The following is a 24,982-nucleotide window of genomic DNA, read 5'->3' as shown; positions in this document are numbered from 1 at the left end:
AATGAAAAAACTATTAACGCTATTCTGTTTACTCATAGTTGCATTTATTAATGCTCAAGATTTGCCAACTATAAAGCTGATGGCAAAGTCTAATTCACTTGAGGAGATAAAAAAAGTTTCAGATAAAATTGCAAATTCTGCTTCGGAAAAGTATGTGTACTTTAAAACTGGCAACCGAACTTTAAGAGATGAAAAATACAAAGTTGTTATATATACACCAGCTACAATGACCGAGGAGCAAAAAGAAGAGCTTTCACAAGAGGAAAAAGACAAATGCTTATTAGTTGTTTGGTCAGACTATGGAGGGACTTATTCTTTTTTTGAGGTATACAGCGAGGATAAAAATATAATTCCATTTTGGGAAACCACATTTGTTCAGGATTTTGATTATAGAGTAACTAAAGATTTAAAATATAAATTAGTCAAAAACGAAAAGAAATACAGTATTGTTAAATCATACTAAAAAAAAACCGCTCAAAACGAGCGGTTTTTTCTTTACTTTACTTTAAACTTTACTAGGTCTTCAATTTTCAATTTAGAGGGAATGTTGCGATATTCAGCAAGATAAACAATGTATTTCCCCTTGTTGCTTTCAAGATCACATGGGATATTGTAGAGGCCAAAATCAAGAAGTAATCTTTTGGAAACGGAAGGCCTTTGTATTTTAGTTTTTGTTTGCTTATTGTATTTACTGTAATGACCATTAAAATGCTCAATCCAAGAAAGTATTCCTATACACTCGTCTTCGGTAAATTCAAAACTTGTAGTGTCTTCAATGATAATATCATCAGGCATCTTGTCTTGAACTATTTTTAAAAAGGTTGATTTCTTCATAATTCATTGTTTAGATTAAGGTCTTAAAATTAAATGAATATTGTCAAAAAAAACTCATGTTGCATACAAAATGTAAGTTATTTATATTTGCTACATGTCAGTAACCTTAAATCGTAGCCTTGGAGTTCAGCGCAATAAGTTATTGCGTTACAAGCTTATTAAAGAGCTTTACCAAAAAAGTGTCCAGGAACATCCTTACACCCCCACTACGAAAATATTGGAAATCTACATTGCTCCTATTTACCCTATTTCGCGTACCACACTATATGAAATTTTGTGTACTTCCATCACTACAGAACTCAAAGAAGTAGAGGCTGAAATTGAAAAACAACGCCAATTAAAAGCTTCTCAAATGCAATTGTTTGTTTAAACATTTGCTAATCCTATTGAGTAAGTAATTTGGTACTCCTGAATACCATCATCACGTCTAATTCTTTTGTGAGACGTTCGCATCAATGCTCCGGAATCTTCAGTAGGTTTCCAGCCGTGAACAGCTTTGTGTAAGTCCTCTATAATTGTCCAAATGCTCCAAGCGTTGTCCTTTTGAGATTGTGGCGCACGATGACTGGTGTTACTTAGTTTTAGATCCGCAACGATAAAGGTAACGGTTCCTTCAGCTATTTGGCGGTTGACAGGATTTGCGCTATTGTCTTTACCAATGTTACTAAAGTTCAATGCTGTGATATCGATTAAAGCGCAGGGGAATTGTGCTGGTGGATTTGGACTATAAGCATCCATTTGTCCCCAATCTTCATCAATGTATTTTAAAGCGTTTACCGTGGCTAATTTGTCTTGAATCGTTTCTAAAAAGGTTTTCATTTCTTTTTGAGTTGGTTAAAATAATAAGTCTCTACTTCTTTCATATTGAGTCCTACAATATGCTCAATGCGTTGCCTAACTACAGGATGATCGCCAATGAATTGCCTTTGCTCAATTTTCATTTTGGAACCTATTTTCATTAAAGCTAAGTTTTTCCATTGTTGTGCTTCAGAAGAAAGTTTTTTGTTCCTGTCTGTTTCGCGCATAACTACCTCTTTATCGGAGTTTCGTTTCATAGTTATAGCGCCATCAGCTTTGTAGAACATCGCCCAAAAGAAGCTTTTCATTTTGGCGGTTACTTCTATTTCGCCTCCGTTGTTGTTGATACTGGCATACGGTATTGAGCTAGACCAAGTAACCGAGACTCCATTTTGCCTTGACATAATAGAACGTCTGAGCTTCCCGGAACGCATTAACAATGAACCGCGTTGATTGGGTAGATTCGTGCCTTTCCATTTTTTGTCAAAGAAGCCTTTGCGTTCAAAATTTCGGTCGAATTCCTCGCTTAAATCCACTCTTACGTCTGAGAGAATGTTATTTATAAAATCGTTTGGATTCATATTTACTACTTAATGCATTGTTATTCAATTTACATTTGTTAACTTTGTGGCTATGGAAGGAAAAAATCTATATAACTCATTAATAGCTAAGCGTGATTATTCAGGATCTACTGAAGACGAATACGCTCAGTTGTTGCTTACACTTTTCTCTCACTTGGGAGAAACTTTTTTCCCTTTGCTAGAATCTGCACATTCTGAAAACAAAAAACTTTCATTAGAAGAGTTAGACTCAGAAGACAGTATTTTAGTTGATGAATACACTCTTGAAAACATCATTATTCTTTAGGTTTTAGCTCATCTGCTAACAAAATCATTTTATCATACAATTCTGGAATTACCTCTTTAAAGACAGGGTTACCTGCGAATTTGTTTTCAAATGTATGTGCTATAAATTCTGCCGCTGAATTCCCTTTTCTTGCAAAGTAAGCCTTACTATGACCATACCCCCAATTCGAATTAATTGACATCATTGTGTCAGCTAAAGCGCCACACTGTTCAAGCTTATCGAAATCATTATTGGCTCTAGCTTCATCACTAACCTTATATAGTTTTTTGTGAACATCTATGAATGCCTGATCTTTTGAAAGAATAGTTTTGTATTCTTTCATCAGCTTAGTAACCGCCTTGTTTTGTTTCATATCTCTATGCCAATCTGCCGCGTGTCCAAATTCATGATATACTATAGCTTCCGAATACCATTTACTGTTCTTGCGCCTATCATCAAAAGGAATTCTAACATAGTTTTCAGCGGGATTGTAATAAGCCCCATTTGGATTGTATTTGCTTTCTTGAACCAATGCCGTTTCTTTACCCAAGTAGTTAAAGAAAGTTTTGTCAACTTTTACTCCAAGAGTCTTTTCATAAATGTCTAATGACTTTGGTATAAACTTACTTTCTTTACTTTTAGCAACCTCCTTAGCTCCCTTTACTTTTCCATACGGATGCGCTGGAGGGAAAACCACCTTTTGCGCTCCTGGATTAAATCGGAAAATTTCAAGACGGTTCTTGCCATCCTTGCCAATTTCGGTCGTTGCTTTTTCACCTGCAGCTATTGCTTTGTCAGAATCGCTTTCGTCATACTTACCTTTGAGAACCTCCACCGCTACACAGCGACAGCGCCAACCGTTCGGCGGATAAAAAGAGTTCCAAAACGGATCTTCTTTTGGGAGTGTGATATCTGCCAAGGCTTGGTGCGAAGCTCTCACCCGTTCGTCTTGTGCGGTTCTGTACTGTAAGCTGTAACGATCACCTCCAAGATTTGCCCATTGTGCAGCTGCTTGGGAACTCGCAACCGCAAATTCATATTCTGCCTCCAAATAATTCTGATTGTAGTTTACATTCAACTTATCAAAATCTTTGCTTACTTCAGAAAAAGGTTTTAGCCTGCCATCAGGAGTTAAGAGCAACTTTGAAGCTTCAAATAGTTGTGCATTTGCCTTAAGGGAACCAAACAACCGGGCGTCATCTTGTAGCGCGGTTCTCATGGCCTCGGGCATATCATTGTCCTTAATGGCAAAGTCGAACGCATCAAAAGTTGATTGTATCAATTTTTGATAAGGTTTTTCGGTTTTGAGGTCTTCGGGCTTATAACTTCCTTTTTTGTGCAAGTGTTTAAAAGCGTTTAAACCATCGTTTAAAAGTTGTTTAAAACTGTCACTAATCCCTAAATTCAAAACGGTGTTTTGCTTTTTGCAATCATCACAATCACAATTGTACAAACCGTTAAGTCGGGCGTGTAAAGCCCTGAAATAATTTTCCGAGTGTAGGGACAGGTCGCGACCTGTCCCTACACGAAAAAATCCTCACCAAGATTCAAAGAGAGTTTTGTGGCCGGATCTGTCTTTTTAGTTCCAATCACTTTAATACCAAACTTAGTTTCTACCCATTTAGGGTCAACTTCTAAAAAGTTAGCCGCTTCAGTAACCATTTTCCAAAGCGTTTCTAAATCTTCCGTCGCATCATACTTGTACATTACACCAGGGGGCAAAACGCCCAAGGCTTGCAAAGCAGGAATAACCGTATCACGCCAGCATTGTTCAATCAATGATAAATCACTATCCACTAAATCGTCAAGTATGCCGATGGACGTTTTTTCTTTTCCGTTGGAGCCGTTTTTGGTGTCTTGACCTACAACGGTTCCAGAGATACCCATTGACAATTCATTGTTACAATACTGCAGTAAGTTTTTGTAAACATCGCCATTGGTATTCACTCCTTTTGCAAAATCGAAGCTCTCAGAGTCGTCAATGATAAACCAAGCAGCCGAACCCATGTCCTGCATCATTTGTTTGGCACGATTTACCATTACTTTGTCTTGAGTGTTGGTCTTCATTACTCGGGGCGGGATTCCGTAAATCTCGCAAAGCTCACTCCAACAACTGCCACCAAAACGCTTGAAAAGAACCATAGGTACACAGCCATCAAGCAGCCCCAGAGTGGTGTTTTTTTCGCCAAACTCAATCAACCAGGAGCCGTATTCTTTTTGCTCTCTGTAGTTGATTTTTTTGTCATCTGTGTAGTCGTAGTAGATGTATCCGTTTACGGGATCCACATTTTGACGCGGAATACAATCAAAGGTTAGAACTGGCTCGTTGTTCACTAATTTATAGGCGAACTCACCCAAGGAGTGTCTTCTGAAAATCGTTTCTAAAATGGCTTTGTTGACTTGAAAAACAAACCCTTTGTCTTGTAGCAAATTGGTTAATTCCTCATTGGTTTTACCATCAGCGTTTTTAATGGTAAAAGGTCTGCTTAATGACTTCAGCATTCTATTGTTGACCTGAGACTGTAGGTGCAAATCTTTGAGAATGTTGTCGTATAAGTTTTGTATAGGAAAGAATTTTGGATTCTCTTCTGTTTGTGCCATGTTTTGCGCATTAGTCCAAACCTTGATGTCTTGACGGGTTTGGCTAATGGTTTTAGGTACGATATTTTGTATGTAGCTATTACCTTTTTTAGTGGTTTGAGCGCCTAAATCTGCACTGCTTTTTTGCCCGAATGGGTTTTTGAAAGAAAATGAAAATGTTCCCATAATTAATAATCGTGATTAAATTTTGCTCTTGAACCAAATTGAAAGGGCTGTTTGTCTCCTGCTGTTGTTTCGTCTCTTGTTAACTGCGGTAATGAAGAAACGTTTATGGTTCCTTTGGCAACCTTAGTAAACCAATCCACTGCACGGTCGTAACGTTCTTTTGCTTTTTCATAAATGAAATCCGCGTTACATAATTCTGCTACATACCATTTTGCCATAGTACAGCAATGCTGTACTATTAGCGAGTGCCTGTCGTTTCCAGTTTGAGAAAAGATTGTTTCGACATCATACAATAGTCTGCCGTCAAGCCATTTTTTATCCTCAACATTTGGGGTTAAATAGCTCTTCGCCTCTTCAATGGCGGCGTTGCAAGCTTGAGCCACCAAATCATCATTCCCGTCTGTGATTTGGTCTATTTGATAATCATATAGGACACTTCCTAAGTCTGCTTTTTCGATAAACATATTAATGCTGTTTAATGATTGATTGAATAACCTTTAACCACTTTTTAGGTTTTGGCCAAAACTTATTTTGATTAGTTTCTCCTTGGCATATTTTATGTTCGACATAAATCGGAAATCCCAATACGTCAACACCAATTTGATAAATTGCAATTCTCATAACTTTAATATTTACGATTGTTAATATGACCTACGACATACTCGGAGTTTTCTTTGCTTGATAAGTTTTCAATAATCCAAACACCGCCTTCAAATCCGTCGGGGCCGTCCATCATTTTGGAGTTTGGAGCAACTCCTAAAAATTCCTCACTCATTCTTTGCATGTGCAAGTTGTCTTTTTCATCTTCGTTAAAAACCAAACAGCCTTCTTTGTATTTTGGTTCTAAAGTTCCCTCGATACGAGTGTACTTATCGTCCTTCTTACGTTTATCCAGCGACATAAAAAGCGGAATTCGATTTAAAAGTTTCGCTACTGTTTTAACCAAAGGCTTAAGTACTTGCTCCCAAAAAGGCTCCTGAAGTGAGTTGTTTTCAATCCAGTTTTTGAACGTATCCACCTTTCTCTCTTTTACCCAGTCGTGCGCATTGTATAAGTTTTGCACAAAGGTTCTTTGGGTCATATTGTCTAACCAAACTTTGTATAAATAGAAAACGCCATCTTTGTAGCCAATGATACCCGTAAACTTTCGGGAGCTGTTTTTGTTGTCTTTATTGCTTGTTGCAGGGTCGGAATAGATCAATACGTGTTTGCAGCTTTTAAGCGGCGGACATTTGCCCCAAGGAACTTGCTTGAAAAGTTTACCCACTCGAATAGGATTGTTGAAATACTCCTTTTGAATTGAACTAGAAGTCATAGTTCTAAAGGCTAAATCAATTAATTCCTCTGTGTTACGCTGTGGCCATGTTGATTTACCATTTTCGTCACGAATATTTACAATATCATGTACATTGGCTTTCTTAGCCATTTCAGTAATACAACAATACTTGGCAATGATGTTACCACAGGCGATGATGGTTAACGGTACCGAAATAGAACGAGTTGGAATTAAAGCCTGTTCAATCCATTCGTATTTCTTTTGGATTGTATCTGGATTGTTGCAATCGACATCTGTATCAATATCATCAATCAAAATCAAGTCAGGACGTGCGGCATCGTTTCGGGTTCCACGAGGTGACTGACCAGCACCAACGGCTCTAAAGGAAACACCTTTACGAGTGGTAAAGTCACCCTCTTCCCATCCGCTAAGCGCCTTTTGCTCTCCATAATCGTTCTTTAAACGGTCATTTATTTCGAGAATGGTTTTATAAGGTTTCAAAAGCCTTTCCGCGTCGTCATAGGTTGCAGACGTCAGTACAACTGTTTTCTTTTTGCCCGTCATTGTTAGTAAAAACACATCCATCATGGTTCTACCTGACTTAGACAAGTCACGCGCCCAAGAACGCACCTCGTACCATTCTGCGTTCGCAATCACTCGCTGAGTAGCCATTATGTGAAAAGGGGCAGGTTCTGACGTATAAAAGTTGGGAAAATAGTATTTAAACCACTTCTCAGGATGCGCCTCTAAATCGGCAATTCTTTTGAGTTTATCACTTGCGGTTTCGTTTAGATCTACTGGTGTAGCTCTGTACTGGTTTGTTACAAAGTCCTCCCAGCCAATTAGCTTTTCTTTATCTTTTCTAGTTAGTGCCATCTGTCATTTTTTGTTTGATAAATGCGTCACAATACTTGGTTAACTGGTTGGCGAAAGCGGGCTCAATTGTTCTAATAAATAGAATTAAGTTTTTGGCCACCGTAATGGTTTCACCAATATTAGTTTCGGTTTCCAAACGCTTGATTGCGGTTGTCAGCTTCGAAATCATATCAGTATCTTTTGAATTAGGAAAGTTCCCGATCAAAATTGGATAGTCTTCTGGATTATACTTTGGGTATTCCAGTTTTTCATCGCCCGAGCTGTCTTTTAGCTTTATGGGCTTAAGCATAAAATTGGGAATGTCACGAACAACCGGGCGTGTCTTTATTTCGTCATTCACAGCCTGCAATTGCGCATACAAAGCAGTAAGCTGACTGTCTTTGGTAACTAAAAGCGAGACTTTAAGTTTTTCCCAATCGCCTTCATTTACCCATTTACTAACTGTTTTTTCAGTAACAAATAATCGTTCTGCAATTTCTTTTTGTGAAATATTTTCGTTGACAAAAAGCATTTTTGCGAGGTCTTTTTCTACCTGTTTTCTAGATCCCATACTTTGATATTTATGTCAAAACTCCAAAAAACAAGCCTGTAAAAAAAACACCCGTTTACTTGCTTTACAACTCTGTAGGTATTGCAAACACAAGCGTTCGGCTAATTGGCTACAGTTTTTTTAAGAATCGAAACCAACTAATCTTTGTCATCTCATAAGGCGATAAAACGCTAGGATTAAACGAAAAAAAAAGATGCCAAAACCAATTAGTAAACCTTTTGTATTTAACGACGAAACCATTGAAAACACCTATGGTTTTTCAATCCTAACTGAAGGGATTGACTTAACTAGGTTTTCTAAAAACCCGGTTATGCTTTCAGACCATTGGAACTCGAATAGCAACGTCATTGGAAAGTGGTTTGATGTTAAAAAAGAGGGATCCATTTTGAGTGGGCTTCCTGACTTCGACACAGAAGACCAAGACACGGCTGTTATTGCTGGTAAGGTTGAGCGTGGCTATATCAACGCCTGCTCAATGGGAATCATCTTTGATCGAGAAAATCTTACTGTGATAGGTGGAAAAGTGATTTTGACTAAGTGTGAACTTGTCGAGGTTTCCATTGTTCCAGTTCCGTCCAATGCTAATGCAGTGCGATTGATGCACTCAGATGGCAAGCCAATGGAAGAAAAAGAAATTCAAGAACTATCACTTTCTGTTATTCCTGGCATTAAGAATCCCGAATTAAATCTAAACATTGATAACATGAAGAAAATTCTTTTAAGCGTAGCAACGCTGATGGCCTTAGGCTTTAAAGACCAACCTACAGACGGGCATGATGTAGCTGATGTAGAGGCGAAAGTATTGGGACTTTCCAATCAAGTGAATAGCTTGAAACAAGAAAATGATGCTTTGAAATTAGCTGCACAAACGGCTAAGGAAGCTCAGGAAGCCGCCACAAAATCAAGAATTGAATCCAAGGTTGATTTGGCTATCACTAAAGGTCAAATTAAAGCGGATCAAAAAGAGGAAATGGTCTCTCTTGGAATGACCTCTGAAAAAGCTTTAGAAACCATGCTTGGTGCTATTCCAGAAAAGCAAAATTTTTCAACGGGTGTGAAAACGCCTTCTGGCTTAGGAGCTCCTGAAGTGAAAACTGCTGAAGACTTCCAAAAATTGTCTATCGAGCAACAATTGGCTTTCAAAACTGACAATCCTGAGGGGTACAAAGCCTTGTTTTCGTAAATCGTAAATCTTAATATTTTAAAAATATGCCAGCAAATTTTGCAGACGTTTGGTTGAACCGTGTTCGCCAAAACTTAACTACACAAGATGTAGCGCCCTGGTTGGACGGTATTCCTGAATTAGACACGCAAGTGTTAGAAATGGGTTCCGGTGATGCTTCGGAAATGAATGTAATTCACATTCCGCGTACCTCATTCAATCCAGATGTATTGATTAATAACACTGCTTATCCATTGGCTGTACAGGCTTACACGGATGATGAAACGGTGGTGGCTTTGGATAAATACCAAACAAAACCAACCTCAATCTCTGATGATAAAATCATTGGTGCGTCTTATGCAGTTATTGACCCCGCGACTAAATCGCATAAAGTAGCTATCAACGCTAAGAAATACCAAAAAGCGGCTCATGCTATTGCTCCGGCTTCTAATACTGCTGCAACTCCAGTTATAGCTGCTACAGGTGCGCCAAGAATTGCGGGTGGTCCAGCTTCATTAACTTATGAAGACTTAGTTAGCTTGAAAGAGGCTTTGGATACTGCTGAAGTTCCTACAGAAGGCAGACGCTTGGTATTGTCTACAGCTCACTGGAATGACTTGTTGGTAGATCGTAAAAACTTTGGGGACAAATTGGTGAACTACAACACAGGTATGCCAGCTCCAGTAATTGCAGGTTTTTCTTTGTATCAATTTAATGGTAATCCATTGTACACCAATGCAGGGGTTAAAAAGGCATACGGAGCTGTAAAAGCAGCAGGCGATCGTCAAGGAACTTTTGCGTTTTGGGAGGGGCAAATTGCTAAGAAAACAGGTCTGACTAAGCAATACTTCAAAGAAGCCAAAAACGATCCAGAAGCGCAAACCAACTTATTGAATTATAGACATTACTTCATTGCAATGCCTTTTGATTCAAAAGCTATTGGAGCCATTTACTAGAAAACCAAAACCCTTTCAGAGTTTGGTCCCTGAAAGGGTTTTTAAAAAAACACTATGGAGCAATTTGTTTACCCTACGCTAACTGCTTTTTTCGCGGGTTTAATCACATGGTTTTTTTCCAAAAGAAAATCATTGGCAGAAGATCGCGCTGCCGAACTCGATAATGCAGTCAATGCGGTGAAATACTACCGAGAATTATTGGATGATATGGCCTCACGCTTGAGTGCAGCAACAGAAACCATTAAAACGATGGAGGCACAACACCGCGAGTTAATGGTAATCAATCAGCACTTAGTAGAAGAGTTACAAAAATTCAAACAACTCAACGGAAAAACCCAATGAACAAAACCGAGTTCGTAAAAGCTTATTATCCTTTTGCAAAACAAACACAAGACAAAACGGGCATACACGCACTAGTTACTTTGGCTCAAGCGGCTGTCGAAAGTGCTTGGGGGAAAGTAGCACCAGGTAACATGTTTTTTGGGGTTAAAGATACGGACGGAATCAACGGCAATGAGCAATTGTTGACCACTACTGAGTATTCAAGAAGTGCCACGGCAAAGTTTCCTAGAATCATATCCGTAAAACCTGTTATAAAAAACGGTTCGAAATGGTTCAAGTATACCATTAAGGATTATTTCAGAAAATACAATACACCCGAAGAATGCTTTACAGATCACGCGCAATTCTTTTTGAAAAACAAACGCTACGCGAAAGCCTTAGCAGTAAAAGAAGATCCTTATCGCTTTATAGATGAGATAGCAAAAGCGGGTTATGCTACGGCTCCAAACTATGCTACTTTACTAAAACAAATAGCTAAGGATTTAGAAAAACTAATTTAAGAGTACATGAAAAATATAGAACTAGGTTGTTTGTTTTTTGTTCTCATCATGCTGGTTTCTTGCACAAGCAATAAACCAGTGGTGATGAAGAGTGAAACCCTAACCACAAAAACAGTTACCGAAACGGTACATGATACTGTTTTTAAAATTGAAAAGGATAGTTCATTCTATCAAGCCTTGCTAGAATGTCAAGACGGTAAAGTGCGAATAAAACATGTTGTTCTGTCCGAACCAGGGCGCACATTAAAAAGCCCAAGGGTTCGGGTGGATCACAACACCTTACAAGTGAATTGTGAAACCGAAGCACAACGACTATTTGCGCAATGGAAGTCAAAGCACATTCAGGAAAACACTCAGCAAGTAAAAGAGGTTCCTGTAATAACGAATACCCTGACTTGGTGGCAAGAAACTCAAATAATGGGGTTTTGGCTACTATTATCACCAGCCCTTTTAATCGCTATTTACACAGTCATTAAATACAACTTTAAAACATTGATATAATGAAACACAAGATTTTTGAAAGTAATCCGCAATTAAAGCAAGTTCACGTAACTGCTGATGGAGAATGTTTTTATAATGATAACGATGCTAAAATGCACGCCAAATCATTAGAGGACAAAAAAGTAGAATTGGTTCTTAATCCAGATCATTTAGAAGTTGTAGGTGAAGAGATTGACGAAGCTTCAAAAGAAGAAGTGACTACAGATGCACCAGCAACTAAAGAAGCTCCAAAAGAGAAAGGGACTAAAACTGCACCAGCAACTAAAGAAGCTCCAAAAGAGAAAGGGACTAAAACTGCACCAGCAACTGAAGAAGTTCCAAAAGAAGAAGTGACTACAGCTGTACCAGCAACTGAAGAAGCCACAAAAGAAGAAGTGACTACAGCTGTACCGGCAACTGAAGAAGCCACAAAAGAAGAAGTGACTACAGCTGTACCAGCAACTGAAGAAGTTACAAAAGAAGAAGTGACTACAGATGCACCAGCAACTGAAGAAGCTCAAAAAGTAGTAAAACCATCTAAAAACACTAAATAATGGGAAAACCAAGTGTAAATATAGCCTTTGAAAACGGCAATATTGGAAGCGTTACCACAAGCCCAGACGGTGTTTGTGTAATTGTTGCCAGCGCCGTTGCCAATGGTGGCTTTGCTCTTAGCACACCATACACGGTGTATTCGCTAGCTGAAGCTGAGGCTTTGGGCATTATACCTACTGTGGCTGGAAACTACGAATTGCATAAAACAATCAAAGAATTTTATGCAGAGGCAGGTTCTGGAACTGAGCTTTGGATTTATGGTGTAGCCAAAACGAGAACATTAGATCAATTGATTGATGACTCAAAAGTGGTACTCACAGCATCAAATAGAAGAATTCGCTTTGTTGTGGCTAAATATGCGCCATCAGCTGACGATGACGAAGTAACGGCAGGTTTGAGAACTGGATTTCCAACAACATTGGCAGCGGCTCAATTGATCGCTGAAACCTATACCGAAGAGAAAACACAGCCCTTAGTCTTTATTCTTGAAGGCTACAATTATACTGGTGTCGCTGCTGACTTGGTTGGTTTCAGTAATACAACTTACAACCGTGTTGCGGTATTGATTGGTGATACTGAAAAAAGAACAGGAGCCACAGCCTCCAAAGGTGCTGCCGTTGGAGTGTTGGCGGGTAGAATTGCTAAAAATCAGGTGCATGTAAATGTAGGTCGTGTAAAAGATGGCGCATTAAGCCCTCTTGAATTTTACATAGTAGACACGCCTGTAGAGCAAGTTAATATTGATGCTTTGTATAACAAAGGCTTTCTCACTTTGACCACTCACACAGGAAAAAGCGGTTACTATTTTGTAGATGATATGCTAGCTTGTGAGGTTGAGGACGATTACCATTACCTCACACGCAGACGTGTAATTGATAAAGCTTATGTTTTGGCCAATCAAACGCTAACTAATTTTATCCTGGACACCGTTCCGTTAACGAACGAAGGAAAAATTCAAGCGGCATACGCTAAGGCTTTGGAAGCTGAAGTAGTGAGAGTAATTGCCCAAGAAATGTCGGCGAAAGGTGAGCTTTCTGTAGACCCTACTGTGGCAAATGATAACGGGGTGGAATGTGTGATTGATGTTACTAATAACGTTGCTCAAGATTCTATTATCAAAGGAAGAATAGGCGTTAGACCTCACGGTTATGGCAGATTATTAGAGTTTGCAATCGGTTTTAATACAGGACAATAATATGGCATTTAATTCAAGACAATACGAATGGGCAGATCTTACTCTTGTTTTGGGAGGGAGAGATGTTACGGGAATCCGAGGCATGAAGTACACGGAGAAAGCCGAAAAAGAAGCGCTATTCGCAAAAGGACGTTTTGCACACAGCATTCAAACTGGTAATGTAACCGTAGAGGGTGAAATCACTGTTTTGCAATCGGAATTAATTGCTTTAGAGCGAGCGGGCAACGGATCTATTTTAGGTTTAAACCTTGACGGGATTGTAGCCTTTGGAAATCCATCCTTAGGCGATGCCATGGTTACGGATAGAATCGTGGGTATCAGCTTTACTGAAGCCCCCAAAGAGCTAAAGCAAGGCGACAAAAACATGGAAATTACCATTCCATTTATTGCATTAGCCGTTTTAAATCAAGCATAAAGACAAAAAGGCATTCCTCAGGGAATGCCTTAATAAAAACAACAACAAACAATGAAAACAGCAACACCAGAACAAATAGAAGCTTGGAAGCAAGAACACGTAAGTGTCTACGCTTTGAAAGCGCCAGAATCTAATAAAATATGTTATCTGAGAAAACCTACTCGTAAAGAGCTAAGTTTTGCCACTACTGCTTCACAGCAAGATCCTTTAAACTTTAATGCCTCAATCCTAAAAAGCTGCTGGCTTCACGGCGATGAGGAAATTATGACAAATGATGCGCTTTTTTTGGGTATTTGTCCGCAACTGGATGAAATATGCGCTTTTGAACAGTTTGAACTGGAAAAGCTGTAGAGTCATTAGCAGTCAATGAGAATGACTGGCTCAGAATAGCGAACGCCCAATTGAGATATTATTTTCATCTCAATCCTGATGACTTAACTGACGAAGAGTGGGCTTCTAAATATGCAGAATTAATCTTTATCCGAAAATCAGAAAACAACTAAATGTAATGAGCAATACCTTAAGCTATATCATTCAGATCAACAGCAACTTTGATAAGGTCAACGCGAATTTTAATAAGTTTTCAAACAACGTTCAAACGGGTATTGATAAAATACAAAAGAAATTCAATTCCGTTAGTATGAACGCCTTCATTCAAAATGTAAGTGCGGCAGCTGACGGAATTAATAGTATGAATGAGCCGGGTATGAAGCTCAGTACAAATATGTACGATCTTCAGGCTATTACAGGAGTTACAGGCAAAAGCTTGAAAGAAATTGAAGGCTATGCACGACAAAACGCCAAAACATTTGGAGGTACTGCCGCTGAGGGAGTAGAATCTTATAAACTGATTTTATCTAAACTGTCCCCCGAAATTGCAAAAATGCCTAAGGCTTTGCAATCTATGGGAAAAGAGGTTTCTATTACTTCAAAATTGATGGGCGGTGATACGGTAGCAGCAACCAACGTTCTTACCACAGCAATGAATCAATACCAAATTTCCACAAAAGACCCTATTAAGGCGGCTAAGGAAATGGCTCGAATGAACAATGTAATGGCAGCATCTGCCAAAGAAGGTTCTGCTGAGTTGCCACAAATTGCTGAAGCCTTGGAGCAAACAGGTTTAGCGGCAAAAACAGCTAATGTAGGTTTTGAAGAAACGAACGCCTTTATCCAAGTTTTAGATAAAAGTGGAAAGAAAGGGGCTGAAGGAGGTGTGGCTTTGCGTAACGTGATGGCTACTTTGGCACAAGGACGATTTTTGCCAAAAGACACTAAAGCGGAATTAGCAGCTGCTGGTGTTGATGTTAATAGGCTTACTGATAACTCTGTTTCATTATCTGAACGCTTGAAGCCGTTAAAAAGTATTATGGGTGACCAAGCCTTGATTACTAAGCTTTTTGGCAAAGAAAATAACGCAGCAGCTCTCGCGATGATCTCAGGAACCGAAGAGGCTGAACGATTGACCAAAGCGGTGACTGGAACGAATACAGCCTATGAGCAGGCAGCTATTGTTATGGAAGCCCCTGAAGAAAAAAACAAACATTTGCAAGCTCGTTTAGATGATTTTAAAATTTCTCTGTTTAACGGTACAAATGGTTTGTTGGGCTATGCTAACGTGATTGGGAAAACAGCTCAAGACTTTTCAAACATGATGCCTTTGTTTAGTGGTGCTACTAAAGTCTTTTCGACAATGACCAGTGCGACCAAACTTCAAGCTTTATGGACGAATGTAGTATCAGGAGCGACCAAGCTTTGGACTGGTACTCAAGCGGCATTTAATGCAGTAATGGGTATGAATCCAGTAATAGCGATTGTTCTTGGTGTTACCGCGTTGATTACAGCGATTACTATAGTCATTTCGAAAACTGAAGGCTGGGGAAAAGCTTGGAAACATACTGTTAATGGCGCAAAATTGCTATTTGTGGCGTATGTTCAAACTGCAAAAGCCCATTTCAATACTTTGGTAAATGGCTTCATGATAGGCATTAATAAAATTCAGATTGCGTGGTATAAGTTTAAGAATGTTGTTGGTTTGGGTAATACCGCAGCCAATAATGCTCAAATATCCCAACTCAATGCACAAGTTGAAGCTCGTAAAAAATCAATCGTTGATGGTTACAAAAAAGCAGGTGGTACTGCTATGCAAGCCGCTGGTGAATTTAGAGCTGCTTATGATTCTGTAAAATGGAAAAAGGAAAAGAAAGCTACTGAAGAAAACGGAATTAGCACACCGGGCATTCCTGGTACTAACTTAGGTCAAAACAACGGCGGTTTAGGAACTGGACAGTCTGGCAATATGAAAAAGAATAACGAATCAGTGGCCACTGGAGGAACTAAGCATAATTACATCACGATAAAAATTGAGGAATTAATCGGTTTAAAAGCTGGAACGGTAAGCGGTGGTAAAGAAACCGCTAAACAATCTGGTGAAGGTGTGGCAGATGAACTATTAAGAATTTTAGCAATGGCTGGGAGCGCAACTTAAAGTTAGAGATTAGAAATAAGAAATTAGAAGTTTTAATGCTAGACAATCAAGACATATTATTTGCAAGTTTAATGGGGAGCCGTGCCGTTACATTAATTCAGAACGCCAATGTTGTGAATAATGAACTGGCTAAGCACGTGCTTCCTGTTATTCCGTTTTTGCCTTTGAAAAACAATACGAACGTAGCTGTTGAACGTGGGAGAGCTATCAATGTGAATGACAATTGGACGACTCCAAATGCAATAGACCAACAAAAGCAGTTTTTTCCGCTTAGCTTTTCTTTTAAGGAGAAGGGCGTTCGCTGGGTTTTCCCTTACGAGCCAATGATAAATATTTCTTCAGGGAATAACATTGTGAAACGAAATGTGGCCAAACAAGGTGAAAACCTTATTGGAACGATAAAGGAGCGTTGGAGTCGTAAGGACTTTGATATTACGGTTACAGGCGTTCTGATTGGTAGTATAATGCAGGGCAAGCCTGAGGACTGTTTTCCAAAAGACCAATTTGTTCAATTGTTTAACTTTTTAAAACATTCCAAAGAATTGTATGTCTATAGCCATCCTCTGGAATTGTTGGGGATTACTAAAGTAGTCATTGAAGATTATAGCTTTCCTTTTACCAAAGGCGAAAACGTACAGGCGTATGAGCTGAAATTGGTAAGTGATTTTTCGTATGATTTATTGATTAAAGAGAAAGTGTAATGTATAACATCAGATGGAGTATTAGATTCAAAACCGATGGAGTGAATTACTCCTTGCAAACAGTGGAATCCATAGACATTGAATGTAGTGTTGATAATTTGACAGATACGGCTATAATCACTTTGCCAGAGGCGTATATGAATCAAGTATTCAATATAGCTAATGAGGTAAAACGAGGTTCTGAAGTAATCATTAAAGCGGGTTATGATGACGATTTGAAAACGGAATTTGTAGGCTATGTTCAGGAAGTGGTAACCAAGGATAGCTCTTTGAAAATTGTTTGTGAAGATGCTCTGTTTTTGTTTCGAAAAGGAGTCAAAAACGTGGAGCTCAAACCGACATCGGTACCAAAGATTGCTCAACTACTAATTGACCAAATTGACCCATCATTTACGCTTGTTTGCGACTATGATATTAGCTATGAAAAGTTTGTGATTCACCAAGCCACGGCTTATGATGTTTTGAAAAAGATTGCTGAAGAAACAAAAGCTAACATTTATTTCAATACTGAAAAAAAGCAGCTCCATATTCACCCGCCTTATGTGGAAAAGTCAGGAGCCGTAATTTATAGTATGCAGCACAATGTTGAAAACAACGCTTTGGAATATAAAAAGGCCATCGATAGAAAAGTAGAGGTAACGGTTGAGAAAACCAATTTATCGGGCAAAATAGAAAGTTATACTACTGGTACTACTGGAGGCGAAAAGGTAACGCTTAAAGTGGGTTCTGTAGGATCCATTGACTTAAAAAAAATAGCTGATGCGGAACTCATAAGAAGATCCGCAGACATGTATGACGGAACGATTGACACATGGGCAATTCCATTCGTACAGCCAACGTATACAGCAACAATCAAAGATGAAGATTATCCTGAAAAGGACGGCAAATACTATATAGTGAGTGTTACCACTTCAATCAATGAAGCGGGTTTTAAAAGAACTGTTAAACCGGGAATAAAATTAAGTGTAGCCCCCTAACCCCCGAAGGGGTAATAGTAACCGAAAAGCAATAGTAAAAATGGACAAAGCATCAAAAATAAAAAGAGCCTTACTTGAAGCTTTGGGGGTTAATCCAAACCTCGCAATCACTGCTGAAGTGGTTTCGATTCAAAACAACACTTGCACGGTAAGGTTGGTTTCTGACTTGGTTCTGACCGATGTCAGACTTTGTGCCACTGTCAATGAAGGTCAAGATTCTTTTGTGATTGTTCCTAAAATAGGTTCGGAAGTGGTTTTGATGAGCCAAACGGGAACGCTTTCAGGGTTGATGGTTATTAAGGTGGATGCAGTTGAAAGTGTACTTTATAAAAACGGTGCATTTGAGTTTAAGGTTGACGGAACCACGCAGAAAGTGACTCTAAAGAATGCGAGTGCAAATTTTGGTGCATTGATTGAGAATTTGATTGATACAGTTAGCAATTCGGTCATTGATACACCTAACGGTCCAGGAGCGATAAACGCAGTTACAAAAACAGCATTAAATCAGATCAAAACACAGTTTAATTCTATTTTAAATACTGTTTAATATGAAAGATAGAGGCATACAACTTAATGATAGCGTCAACGCAGTTGAAAGTATTGATTTGAAAATAGAAGTACTACGAGGCAATGACGGTAAGATTACTCAAGGTTTGGTAATTGGACCAACTATGAACCAAAATCAGGCTTTGATTTTAATGGCGTCACCGGGAGAATTCAAATTTGAACCTACAATAGGAGTTTCTATAAGTGACTTGCTATTGGATAAGGATTATTTAAGGATGCGACACAGGATAAGAGAACATTTTGCAAAAGATGGTTTGATTGTGCAAAAATTAGAATTGTCTGAGGGGCAACCTCTTTTAATAAATGCTAGTTATGAGTAAAAATACAGCATACCAAGGGCAATGCTTTTTGGATAAAGTTTTAGAGCTAACAGGCGACATCGAAAATAGCTTCGCAATGTCTTTACTCAATGAAGTAGCTATAACAGATGATTTAGTATTAGGTAAAGAGGTCAAAGCTTCAGCGCCATCTAAAAACAAGATTGTTGCCTTTTTTGATGAATACAATAGACCAGCGACAAACTTTAATGCGATACAACAGGAATCAATTGGCAAAAACGGTATTGGTTATATGATAATCGGTAAAAATTTTATAGTAGGATAATGGCAAGAACGATAAAAGAAATAAAGGACAGTATTACAGGCTTATTTATGAGTAATGCTGTTTTGCAGGCTGCTTATGGTTTTGAAGCTGGAGCGGTTTTCGAAAATGAGTTTTCGAAAGTTTCTGTAGAATCCATATTGTTTGACATAGTAGCTTTTGCAATATGGCTGCTAGAATCAATATTCGACAACCACAAAAAAGAAATTGACACGGCACTTTATGAGCAAAAAAGCGGAACACCTAGATGGTACCGCAATATGAGTTTGGCGTTTCAATACGGTTTTGATTTGCTCGTGGACTCTGATAAGTATGATAATACAGGCTATATCGATGACCAAATCGAAGCTTCAAAAATTATAAAGTATTGCTCGGTTAAGGAATCAATTGAGAGTAATCGATTAACGATTAAAGTTGCTGGAGAGTCTGGCGACGCCTTGGAACCGCTAGACGATACCCAAATCACGGCTTTTCTTCAGTATATGTCTGAGGTAAAATATGCGGGTGTAAAATTAAACGTAGTCAACAACCCAGCAGACAAATTGCTTTTGAATATGCAAATTTATCGTGACGTCTTAGTGATAGACCAAAACGGAGTTAGCATTTTGAACGGGGATAAACCAGTGGAAAAAGCAATCCGCTCTTATATGAAGGCGCTGCCATTTGATGGTGAATTAGTATTGAACGACTTGATTGCACATTTGCGAGCTGTTGAAGGTGTGAATAACGCCAATATCACCGTTGCAACATCAAGCTACTATAATACAGCAACAAATAGTTATAGTGCATTTCAACCTATAACCGTGAAAACCATTCCAGTTGCGGGCTATTTTGAAATCGAAAACTTTAATACTGTGACCTATGTGGTATGATGTCGATTTTAAAAAATTGGCAATACTGTTGTTGCCTACAGCATTAAGAAAGGCTAAGGTCGTGGCATTTGCTCAGGCTTTACTTTCGCCAATTGCAGACCTGCACTACAGCTGGAAGCAAAAGAGAATAGCGGACTGGTACAAAATAGAACACACTGGCCAAGTATGTTATTTGCGTAAGGTGTTGAACGATGCGCTTGACGTTTCAGAGCGTCGCATTTACATAAGCGATGGCAACGCTTTTCCAAGAAAATACATTTATACCAGGGCGGAAAATAAACCGGTGTTTTTGGGGAAAATGTTCATTTACCAAAACAGCGAGTATACGAATACAGGAGTTGACTTCATTGTGTATGCGCCTACTGAAATTATGGCCACCAAAATTAACGAGCTTAATGCTTTAATCACTTATTACAAATTAGCTTCGAAACGCTATAAAGTACAACCAATATGAATAGATTAAATTTTAACCAAAGTGTTGGCTTTCCGCTAGAAACCGATATTCTTGACGAAATGCAAACCTCGTGGAGCATTCTGAATGCCTTGGGAAATATTGCGGGTAATTTTACAATCCTACAGGGGTGTATCGTGGCAGGAACCACCGTCAGTGATGGTACTGTTTTTATCAATGGCGAAGTAATTGAATTCAAAGGTGGACAGGCTCAGGAAAACGTGATTATTATAGAGCAAAAAGAGGCGCTAGAGTTTGAGGACGGAAATGCCAATGATGTTATTTACAAACGTTACGCCACTTTTGGAGCTGCAACCACTCAATGGCCTTGGGCAGGCTTTACTAGGCCGTTAGAAACTAAACTGATTGCTGAATTTTTGGCCGACAAAGAAGATAAAACTACCGTTGACGCTTTGCTTGAGCGTGTTACTGTTCTTGAAAATCGCCCGAGTAATATACCAATTGGATTGATCGCTATTTGGGATCGCCCAGCCGCTGAAATTCCAGATGGGTGGCAGGAATATGTAGATTTAAGAGGCCGTATGCCTTTAGGACATACCCCTGACGATACCGAATTCTCCTCCTTAAGAAGCTCTGGAGGTGCCAAAAACAAAACATTGTCGCTGGCAGAACTTCCGGCTCACTTCTTTACTTATTTGAAGGCTGTGGCCGGTAGAGGATATCGAACTGCCTCTGATGACAATCCATATGGTGCCAGTGAAAACGCTAACACTAATACTGTTGGTGAGAATAAAGCATTTAGCTTGATGAACCCTTATAGAATTGTTCACTTTATAAAATATACAGGATAATGGCAATAGTATCTATTAATACGATCAAGAACTGGTTTAAAACTGGTATGATCCCAACACAAGACCAATTTTGGTCAGTTTTCGATTCTTTTCGACACAAAGACGATAAAGTGCCGGTGGCCGACGTTGAGGGTATAAATGAGTTGTTGGCCACTAGAGCCAGTCAACAAGTTTTAGACAACCACTTGGCTCAAAAAGGCGCACCCAATGGCTACGCACCGCTAAATGAGTTTACCAAATTGGCGGCGCAATACTTGAACATTGTCAATGACTTGGTTACAGGAGGCGCAACCGCCTTACTGAGCGCGGAACAAGGAAAGGTGTTGCAAACGCAAATTAGCGCTATTAATACTTTACTAACTTCTGACAATGTGAATTTAGACACGATTCAGGAGTTGGTCGATGCTATTGAAACGGTGCAAATGTCGTTAAGCTCTATCTTGGTGAATGACCTTACCACTGGTGGAACCACGAAAGCGCTTACTGCTGAGATGGGGAAACAACTGGATTTAATCAAAGAAAGTACTGCCAATAAATCAACATCTATTGTTGTTGATTATTTGAGTAATATAAAATTTCCAAGCGTAAAGGCTGTGTATGATTTTTGTATGTCGGCTTTCAAAAAGAAGTTTTTAACCTTTGGTGATGTAGCCGGAATAACGCACACTTTTGGAGCGGGGTCTGAAAACACAATGTTTAAATTTTCAAACAACAATCCAATTACTGCCACGATACCAACAAACTCCACTACTCCTTTTGAGATAGGAACCGTTTTTGAAACAATTGCTATTGGTAATGGAGCGCTGACCGTAACGGGTGCACCCGGAGTTACTATACTTACGAATTTATCTAATACTTCTGTTAAAAACGAGGTGAGAAGATATACAAAAATCGATACTGATACTTGGAGTGTGGAGGGGAATATACTTATCTCAGCAATCGTTGCAAACACTTTTTTTGTTGATTTACAGAATGGTAATGACGCAACGGGAAAATACCAAGATTCATTAAAACCATTTTTAACACTTCAAGCCGCCTTAGATGTTGCAAATACTATTACTATTCCTTCTAGTTTTGCACACAAATTTGTAATACTGGGAACGGGAACGGCTAATGTTACAAAAAATCTAGGATTATTTAGCCATAATTTCGAATGCTTACACGGAGCTAGCATTTCATTTAATAATTTCAATGCAACTTTGTACGGAACAAATATAATAGCTAGTACTACAGCAGAAGCGGCCACCCCATTTGTATATACGTTTACAACTACTGGAACTTTAACATTTGGGGGAACTATAGGCGGTGTAAAAATATCGACTTCATCAAGACCAAAATTGGTAATAAATGTGGGCTCTTTAGTTTTTTCAAATGGTAGTTATTTTGGTGATATAAGTGCAGTAACAATAAATTCTACAACAACGAATTTTGGATACGCCGGAGGGCAATTTATAAATCTTAGGTTTAATTCTGCTACTCCAATAATTATGAATTTAGGAGATATAACTTCTAGTTGTACAGGCCAAGTATATTACTTATGGGCTGATTCTTCAACTGGATTATGCACTTTATCTTTTAAAAGTCTCACAGCACTTAATGCTACTGGTGTATCTTTCTATTGGCCTAATATTCCTTTTAAGGAACCTATAAAAATAGGGAATATTAATATGCCTCTATCAACTTCATTTATAGCTCTTTTACCCCCAGTTGAGATAGATTCTGCAGGAGTAACCTCTGTTGTTTGTAGAACTTTAGGAGGCTTAGTGTATTCTGGCGGAGGTAACTTTGAAGGAGTTAAATGGTTTTGGTCTGGTGACTATACAGTTACTCTTAAGAATGGTATATATAGAGTAGATAGTATTCAGCGTAGTCGTGGTTCAGGGTATCTAAGCTTAATTAATAGTGTTTTGTATATTAAATCATCTTTATTTAATGATACTTCATCGGCGGCAATAAACCTTGGAACAACAAATCTTATTACTGCTGATGGTTTTTGCAAAATAGTAAATAGTAATGCTTCGGGTACAATTGACTTATTTGGGTTTGATTTTAGTCAAAAATCAAATGGTAGAATACTAGTAAATGGAGCTTTTCATCTTGAAAGGGTAACGTACAACTCGGTATTAACAACAGTAAGTGTAATAAATACAACAACATCAATCTTATGAAATTAACCGCACAAATCTACAACAGCCCAATCCTTACCGAAGGAAAATTCGAAAATGTAACTATCGAAGAAACGGCTATCACGCTCAAACGTCAGGATTCTTATTTAAGAATTGATTTTGATATGTATGTCGAAAGAGAAGGGCAAATAGTTGTTTTAGATAAATCAACTATTGCTTTTCAAGGAATGAATGATGACGAAGTATCTACGAATAGGACTTCAACTTTCAAATTCAAAGATGATACAGAAGAGCAAGAGCCTAGACCGTTAATACCGTATCTAAATGAAAACGGAGGTAATTACCCCGAGAATTACTTCATGGTAGATTGGGGTTATCCTTCTTACGAAGACGCATTACTATATCTTAATGGAGGTTCTTTTCAAAATCCTGAAATAAGCCCTGTAAATGAGTTTGTAAAACAATGGATTCTCAATACAGTTGTTATGAAAGGTGAATTTATCGGCAAACAATTTCAATTTGTAGAGTAATATGGGTACAGCATTAGCATTTGTTTCCTTGGTTTTGGCATCCATACTATTCCCTTTGGGGTTGCTGATTACGTTTATCATCAATCTTTACAAAAGACGTTGGAAGTACTCGTTTAGCCGTTTGGATGCACAATTTTTGAGCATCGCTACAAGTATAGATGCATCGGGTAACGTGGTGTGTAAAGACTTGTTTAATCTCGCTTTAAAGAAGAAAGGAGGTTACGCATTCGGCAAACGAAAGGAAACCATATCAAGTGTGTTGGGCAAAAATCAACGTGATGACACGCTTACAGGATTGGGCAAAGCTCTCGCTTTTGTCCTAGACAAAATAGATCCAAATCATTGCTTAAAAAGTATAGACGAATTGGTCTAGTTCCTTGGGAGGACGCCTCTCGACTTCGCTCGAGATGACGGGACTTAAAAAAAATAGTCCTCCGCTTTTAAAAAGTATCTCACCCCCTTTTAAAACACAGCCCGAAAGCTTACGGAGGACATATTGTTATGTCTTCTTTAAGTTTTCGGGCTTTGCTGCGTTAAGGGGTGAGAGCCGCAAATATAGAATAATCAATCATCAATCAAAAATCGAAATGAACAAGTATCATCAAATCTTAAACAAAATCCTTGAAAAAGGAAGTATTCAACAAAACAAGAAGGGTTCAATAATCTATCTTTTAAATCAAAAGCTAGAATTAAAGCCTTATGACCTACTAGAGTTATTTGAAGGGCATCCTGTGGCACGAAAAAAGCTAAAAGATGAATTAGGTCTATTTATGGCGGGAGAACGCTCTACGGAGGCGTATCGTGATATTGGAGTAAGTTGGTGGGATTATTGTGGTCCTATCCTTGTCAATAGCTATCCAACGTATTTAGAGAAGCTTCCTAAGCTTATTGAGAAAATCAACAATGAAAAGCGCACGAGTAAGAATTATGTCTTGTTTTTGGGCTCCAATGACACCGAAAGCAATCAGCATCCTTGCCTTAGTCTTATTCAGTTTCAGATAGACAATGGTAAGCTAGTTCTAACGGCATACCAGCGCTCTAGTGACGCTAACCTAGGCTTACCTGCAGATATCTATCACTTGTACTTAATTGCAAAGCAAATCAATCTCAAGTTAAAGTCTATCACGTTGTTCTTGGGTAATGTTCACGTGTATGAAAACAACATTGAGGGCACAAAGCAGTTGCTTAACGGTGATGCGGTTAAGTTTGCTTTAAATGTTGGTTAAATGGTCTTTAAAGCGAATAAAAAAGCCTGAGCGTAAAGTTCAGGCTTTTAAGTTTTTTTGATACTTTTCGTTATGTTTTTT

Annotated in this window: 33 protein-coding genes; 25 read left to right on the top strand and 8 right to left on the bottom strand. The window is 38.6% G+C overall.

The genetic code is table 11. The annotated features are described in order from the left end of the window. Position 1 precedes the first annotated feature (1 nt). On the top strand, positions 2–463 hold the full coding sequence (locus tag OYT91_RS10125; protein ID WP_281237863.1) for a hypothetical protein: 462 nt from the start codon (positions 2–4) through the stop codon (positions 461–463). A 32-nt stretch (positions 464–495) separates the two neighbouring features. On the opposite strand, the gene OYT91_RS10120 is transcribed toward OYT91_RS10125, so the two are convergent. After that, positions 496–834, bottom strand: coding sequence for a hypothetical protein (locus OYT91_RS10120; RefSeq protein WP_281237862.1), 339 nt, complete (start codon positions 832–834; stop codon positions 496–498). A gap of 94 nt (positions 835–928) precedes the next feature. On the opposite strand from OYT91_RS10120, the gene OYT91_RS10115 reads away from it, so the two are divergent. Then, the gene (locus tag OYT91_RS10115; protein WP_281237861.1) at positions 929–1,204 is read left to right on the top strand and encodes a hypothetical protein; all 276 of its coding nucleotides are present in this window, start codon (positions 929–931) and stop codon (positions 1,202–1,204) included. On the opposite strand, the gene OYT91_RS10110 is transcribed toward OYT91_RS10115, so the two are convergent. Beyond that, positions 1,201–1,653, bottom strand: coding sequence for a hypothetical protein (locus OYT91_RS10110; protein ID WP_281237860.1), 453 nt, complete (start codon positions 1,651–1,653; stop codon positions 1,201–1,203). The two genes, OYT91_RS10115 and OYT91_RS10110, sit on opposite strands and share 4 nt — an antisense overlap. Continuing rightward, entirely contained in the window at positions 1,650–2,213 is a 564-nt protein-coding gene (locus tag OYT91_RS10105) for a hypothetical protein (protein WP_281237859.1), read from the bottom strand. Before OYT91_RS10105 ends, OYT91_RS10110 begins: the two co-directional genes overlap by 4 nt. 52 nt (positions 2,214–2,265) lie before the next feature. Here OYT91_RS10105 and OYT91_RS10100 point away from each other — a divergent pair, with 52 nt between their 5' ends. Then, the gene (locus OYT91_RS10100) at positions 2,266–2,499 is read left to right on the top strand and encodes a hypothetical protein (protein ID WP_281237858.1); all 234 of its coding nucleotides are present in this window, start codon (positions 2,266–2,268) and stop codon (positions 2,497–2,499) included. Here the strand turns inward: OYT91_RS10100 and OYT91_RS10095 are convergent. The 5 genes from OYT91_RS10095 to OYT91_RS10075 form a co-directional block, all read right to left on the bottom strand. Beyond that, positions 2,489–3,931, bottom strand: coding sequence for a phage head morphogenesis protein (locus tag OYT91_RS10095; protein WP_281237857.1), 1,443 nt, complete (start codon positions 3,929–3,931; stop codon positions 2,489–2,491). The genes OYT91_RS10100 and OYT91_RS10095 overlap by 11 nt on opposite strands. Before the next feature lie 68 nt (positions 3,932–3,999). After that, positions 4,000–5,244, bottom strand: a complete 1,245-nt coding sequence (locus OYT91_RS10090) for a phage portal protein family protein (RefSeq protein WP_281237856.1) — start codon at positions 5,242–5,244, stop codon at positions 4,000–4,002. A gap of 2 nt (positions 5,245–5,246) precedes the next feature. After that, positions 5,247–5,708, bottom strand: a complete 462-nt coding sequence (locus OYT91_RS10085; RefSeq protein ID WP_281237855.1) for a phage protein Gp36 family protein — start codon at positions 5,706–5,708, stop codon at positions 5,247–5,249. Between the two features lie 161 nt (positions 5,709–5,869). Next, positions 5,870–7,396, bottom strand: a complete 1,527-nt coding sequence (locus tag OYT91_RS10080) for a hypothetical protein (RefSeq protein ID WP_281237854.1) — start codon at positions 7,394–7,396, stop codon at positions 5,870–5,872. Beyond that, complete coding sequence (locus tag OYT91_RS10075; RefSeq protein WP_281237853.1) at positions 7,383–7,946, bottom strand: helix-turn-helix domain-containing protein; 564 nt, start codon at positions 7,944–7,946, stop codon at positions 7,383–7,385. Before OYT91_RS10075 ends, OYT91_RS10080 begins: the two co-directional genes overlap by 14 nt. Positions 7,947–8,139: 193 nt before the next feature. Here OYT91_RS10075 and OYT91_RS10070 point away from each other — a divergent pair, with 193 nt between their 5' ends. From OYT91_RS10070 to OYT91_RS09965, 22 genes are all read left to right on the top strand, one after another. Continuing rightward, positions 8,140–9,129 (top strand): HK97 family phage prohead protease, encoded by a 990-nt coding sequence (locus OYT91_RS10070; protein ID WP_281237852.1) that lies wholly within the window; start codon positions 8,140–8,142, stop codon positions 9,127–9,129. 26 nt (positions 9,130–9,155) lie between these two features. Next, positions 9,156–10,064 carry a phage major capsid protein gene (locus OYT91_RS10065; RefSeq protein ID WP_281237851.1) on the top strand — a complete coding sequence of 303 codons (909 nt, stop codon included), beginning with the start codon at positions 9,156–9,158 and terminating at the stop codon, positions 10,062–10,064. Positions 10,065–10,118: 54 nt separating this feature from the next. Further along, a complete protein-coding gene (locus tag OYT91_RS10060; RefSeq protein WP_281237850.1) occupies positions 10,119–10,406 on the top strand; it encodes a cell wall anchor protein in 288 nt (95 codons plus the stop codon). Then, a complete protein-coding gene (locus OYT91_RS10055) occupies positions 10,403–10,906 on the top strand; it encodes a glycoside hydrolase family 73 protein (protein WP_281237849.1) in 504 nt (167 codons plus the stop codon). Before OYT91_RS10060 ends, OYT91_RS10055 begins: the two co-directional genes overlap by 4 nt. Before the next feature lie 6 nt (positions 10,907–10,912). Then, positions 10,913–11,407, top strand: a complete 495-nt coding sequence (locus tag OYT91_RS10050; RefSeq protein WP_281237848.1) for a hypothetical protein — start codon at positions 10,913–10,915, stop codon at positions 11,405–11,407. Then, on the top strand, positions 11,407–11,940 hold the full coding sequence (locus OYT91_RS10045; protein WP_281237847.1) for a hypothetical protein: 534 nt from the start codon (positions 11,407–11,409) through the stop codon (positions 11,938–11,940). Before OYT91_RS10050 ends, OYT91_RS10045 begins: the two co-directional genes overlap by 1 nt. Then, positions 11,940–13,136 (top strand): DUF2586 family protein, encoded by a 1,197-nt coding sequence (locus OYT91_RS10040; protein WP_281237846.1) that lies wholly within the window; start codon positions 11,940–11,942, stop codon positions 13,134–13,136. Before OYT91_RS10045 ends, OYT91_RS10040 begins: the two co-directional genes overlap by 1 nt. Position 13,137: 1 nt before the next feature. Next, entirely contained in the window at positions 13,138–13,551 is a 414-nt protein-coding gene (locus OYT91_RS10035) for a hypothetical protein (RefSeq protein ID WP_281237845.1), read from the top strand. A 51-nt stretch (positions 13,552–13,602) separates the two neighbouring features. After that, the gene (locus OYT91_RS10030) at positions 13,603–13,902 is read left to right on the top strand and encodes a hypothetical protein (protein ID WP_281237844.1); all 300 of its coding nucleotides are present in this window, start codon (positions 13,603–13,605) and stop codon (positions 13,900–13,902) included. Positions 13,903–14,059: 157 nt separating this feature from the next. Further along, entirely contained in the window at positions 14,060–16,039 is a 1,980-nt protein-coding gene (locus tag OYT91_RS10025) for a phage tail tape measure protein (protein ID WP_281237843.1), read from the top strand. 35 nt (positions 16,040–16,074) lie between these two features. After that, positions 16,075–16,740, top strand: coding sequence for a DUF6046 domain-containing protein (locus tag OYT91_RS10020; RefSeq protein ID WP_281237842.1), 666 nt, complete (start codon positions 16,075–16,077; stop codon positions 16,738–16,740). After that, positions 16,740–17,717, top strand: coding sequence for a hypothetical protein (locus OYT91_RS10015; protein WP_281237841.1), 978 nt, complete (start codon positions 16,740–16,742; stop codon positions 17,715–17,717). The genes OYT91_RS10020 and OYT91_RS10015 overlap by 1 nt, the downstream gene beginning before the upstream one ends. Positions 17,718–17,757: 40 nt before the next feature. Then, the gene (locus OYT91_RS10010; protein ID WP_281237840.1) at positions 17,758–18,264 is read left to right on the top strand and encodes a hypothetical protein; all 507 of its coding nucleotides are present in this window, start codon (positions 17,758–17,760) and stop codon (positions 18,262–18,264) included. Position 18,265: 1 nt separating this feature from the next. Then, positions 18,266–18,604 carry a hypothetical protein gene (locus OYT91_RS10005; protein ID WP_281237839.1) on the top strand — a complete coding sequence of 113 codons (339 nt, stop codon included), beginning with the start codon at positions 18,266–18,268 and terminating at the stop codon, positions 18,602–18,604. Continuing rightward, positions 18,597–18,887, top strand: coding sequence for a hypothetical protein (locus OYT91_RS10000; RefSeq protein ID WP_281237838.1), 291 nt, complete (start codon positions 18,597–18,599; stop codon positions 18,885–18,887). Before OYT91_RS10005 ends, OYT91_RS10000 begins: the two co-directional genes overlap by 8 nt. Next, a complete protein-coding gene (locus OYT91_RS09995; RefSeq protein ID WP_281237837.1) occupies positions 18,887–19,756 on the top strand; it encodes a nucleotidyltransferase in 870 nt (289 codons plus the stop codon). Before OYT91_RS10000 ends, OYT91_RS09995 begins: the two co-directional genes overlap by 1 nt. Next, positions 19,746–20,210, top strand: coding sequence for a hypothetical protein (locus tag OYT91_RS09990; RefSeq protein WP_281237836.1), 465 nt, complete (start codon positions 19,746–19,748; stop codon positions 20,208–20,210). The genes OYT91_RS09995 and OYT91_RS09990 overlap by 11 nt, the downstream gene beginning before the upstream one ends. After that, complete coding sequence (locus OYT91_RS09985) at positions 20,207–21,019, top strand: hypothetical protein (protein ID WP_281237835.1); 813 nt, start codon at positions 20,207–20,209, stop codon at positions 21,017–21,019. Before OYT91_RS09990 ends, OYT91_RS09985 begins: the two co-directional genes overlap by 4 nt. Further along, entirely contained in the window at positions 21,019–23,187 is a 2,169-nt protein-coding gene (locus OYT91_RS09980) for a hypothetical protein (protein ID WP_281237834.1), read from the top strand. Before OYT91_RS09985 ends, OYT91_RS09980 begins: the two co-directional genes overlap by 1 nt. Further along, positions 23,184–23,675: a hypothetical protein gene (locus OYT91_RS09975; RefSeq protein ID WP_281237833.1), complete on the top strand. Its 492-nt coding sequence runs from the start codon at positions 23,184–23,186 to the stop codon at positions 23,673–23,675. Before OYT91_RS09980 ends, OYT91_RS09975 begins: the two co-directional genes overlap by 4 nt. A gap of 1 nt (position 23,676) precedes the next feature. Further along, on the top strand, positions 23,677–24,048 hold the full coding sequence (locus tag OYT91_RS09970; protein ID WP_281237832.1) for a hypothetical protein: 372 nt from the start codon (positions 23,677–23,679) through the stop codon (positions 24,046–24,048). A gap of 214 nt (positions 24,049–24,262) precedes the next feature. Further along, positions 24,263–24,901 (top strand): thymidylate synthase, encoded by a 639-nt coding sequence (locus OYT91_RS09965; RefSeq protein ID WP_281237831.1) that lies wholly within the window; start codon positions 24,263–24,265, stop codon positions 24,899–24,901. Positions 24,902–24,982: the final 81 nt, after the last annotated feature.

Source organism: Flavobacterium praedii (assembly GCF_026810365.1).
Taxonomy (GTDB): domain Bacteria; phylum Bacteroidota; class Bacteroidia; order Flavobacteriales; family Flavobacteriaceae; genus Flavobacterium; species Flavobacterium praedii.
This window is presented reverse-complemented; position numbering and strand designations above follow the sequence as displayed.

Coding starts and splice junctions, on each gene's coding strand:
- OYT91_RS10070 (WP_281237852.1), top strand. CDS start 8,140: ATGCCAAAACCAATTAGTAAACCTTTTGTATTTAACGACGAAACCATT.
- OYT91_RS10030 (WP_281237844.1), top strand. CDS start 13,603: ATGAAAACAGCAACACCAGAACAAATAGAAGCTTGGAAGCAAGAACAC.
- OYT91_RS10055 (WP_281237849.1), top strand. CDS start 10,403: ATGAACAAAACCGAGTTCGTAAAAGCTTATTATCCTTTTGCAAAACAA.
- OYT91_RS10100 (WP_281237858.1), top strand. CDS start 2,266: ATGGAAGGAAAAAATCTATATAACTCATTAATAGCTAAGCGTGATTAT.
- OYT91_RS09990 (WP_281237836.1), top strand. CDS start 19,746: ATGTGGTATGATGTCGATTTTAAAAAATTGGCAATACTGTTGTTGCCT.
- OYT91_RS09995 (WP_281237837.1), top strand. CDS start 18,887: ATGGCAAGAACGATAAAAGAAATAAAGGACAGTATTACAGGCTTATTT.
- OYT91_RS10010 (WP_281237840.1), top strand. CDS start 17,758: ATGGACAAAGCATCAAAAATAAAAAGAGCCTTACTTGAAGCTTTGGGG.
- OYT91_RS09980 (WP_281237834.1), top strand. CDS start 21,019: ATGGCAATAGTATCTATTAATACGATCAAGAACTGGTTTAAAACTGGT.
- OYT91_RS10035 (WP_281237845.1), top strand. CDS start 13,138: ATGGCATTTAATTCAAGACAATACGAATGGGCAGATCTTACTCTTGTT.
- OYT91_RS09975 (WP_281237833.1), top strand. CDS start 23,184: ATGAAATTAACCGCACAAATCTACAACAGCCCAATCCTTACCGAAGGA.
- OYT91_RS10090 (WP_281237856.1), bottom strand. CDS start 5,244: ATGGGAACATTTTCATTTTCTTTCAAAAACCCATTCGGGCAAAAAAGC.
- OYT91_RS10115 (WP_281237861.1), top strand. CDS start 929: ATGTCAGTAACCTTAAATCGTAGCCTTGGAGTTCAGCGCAATAAGTTA.
- OYT91_RS09965 (WP_281237831.1), top strand. CDS start 24,263: ATGAACAAGTATCATCAAATCTTAAACAAAATCCTTGAAAAAGGAAGT.
- OYT91_RS10125 (WP_281237863.1), top strand. CDS start 2: ATGAAAAAACTATTAACGCTATTCTGTTTACTCATAGTTGCATTTATT.
- OYT91_RS10080 (WP_281237854.1), bottom strand. CDS start 7,396: ATGGCACTAACTAGAAAAGATAAAGAAAAGCTAATTGGCTGGGAGGAC.
- OYT91_RS10065 (WP_281237851.1), top strand. CDS start 9,156: ATGCCAGCAAATTTTGCAGACGTTTGGTTGAACCGTGTTCGCCAAAAC.
- OYT91_RS10025 (WP_281237843.1), top strand. CDS start 14,060: ATGAGCAATACCTTAAGCTATATCATTCAGATCAACAGCAACTTTGAT.
- OYT91_RS10120 (WP_281237862.1), bottom strand. CDS start 834: ATGAAGAAATCAACCTTTTTAAAAATAGTTCAAGACAAGATGCCTGAT.
- OYT91_RS10050 (WP_281237848.1), top strand. CDS start 10,913: ATGAAAAATATAGAACTAGGTTGTTTGTTTTTTGTTCTCATCATGCTG.
- OYT91_RS10020 (WP_281237842.1), top strand. CDS start 16,075: ATGCTAGACAATCAAGACATATTATTTGCAAGTTTAATGGGGAGCCGT.
- OYT91_RS09970 (WP_281237832.1), top strand. CDS start 23,677: ATGGGTACAGCATTAGCATTTGTTTCCTTGGTTTTGGCATCCATACTA.
- OYT91_RS10015 (WP_281237841.1), top strand. CDS start 16,740: ATGTATAACATCAGATGGAGTATTAGATTCAAAACCGATGGAGTGAAT.
- OYT91_RS10060 (WP_281237850.1), top strand. CDS start 10,119: ATGGAGCAATTTGTTTACCCTACGCTAACTGCTTTTTTCGCGGGTTTA.
- OYT91_RS10005 (WP_281237839.1), top strand. CDS start 18,266: ATGAAAGATAGAGGCATACAACTTAATGATAGCGTCAACGCAGTTGAA.
- OYT91_RS10000 (WP_281237838.1), top strand. CDS start 18,597: ATGAGTAAAAATACAGCATACCAAGGGCAATGCTTTTTGGATAAAGTT.
- OYT91_RS10075 (WP_281237853.1), bottom strand. CDS start 7,946: ATGGGATCTAGAAAACAGGTAGAAAAAGACCTCGCAAAAATGCTTTTT.
- OYT91_RS10040 (WP_281237846.1), top strand. CDS start 11,940: ATGGGAAAACCAAGTGTAAATATAGCCTTTGAAAACGGCAATATTGGA.
- OYT91_RS10085 (WP_281237855.1), bottom strand. CDS start 5,708: ATGTTTATCGAAAAAGCAGACTTAGGAAGTGTCCTATATGATTATCAA.
- OYT91_RS10110 (WP_281237860.1), bottom strand. CDS start 1,653: ATGAAAACCTTTTTAGAAACGATTCAAGACAAATTAGCCACGGTAAAC.
- OYT91_RS09985 (WP_281237835.1), top strand. CDS start 20,207: ATGAATAGATTAAATTTTAACCAAAGTGTTGGCTTTCCGCTAGAAACC.
- OYT91_RS10105 (WP_281237859.1), bottom strand. CDS start 2,213: ATGAATCCAAACGATTTTATAAATAACATTCTCTCAGACGTAAGAGTG.
- OYT91_RS10045 (WP_281237847.1), top strand. CDS start 11,407: ATGAAACACAAGATTTTTGAAAGTAATCCGCAATTAAAGCAAGTTCAC.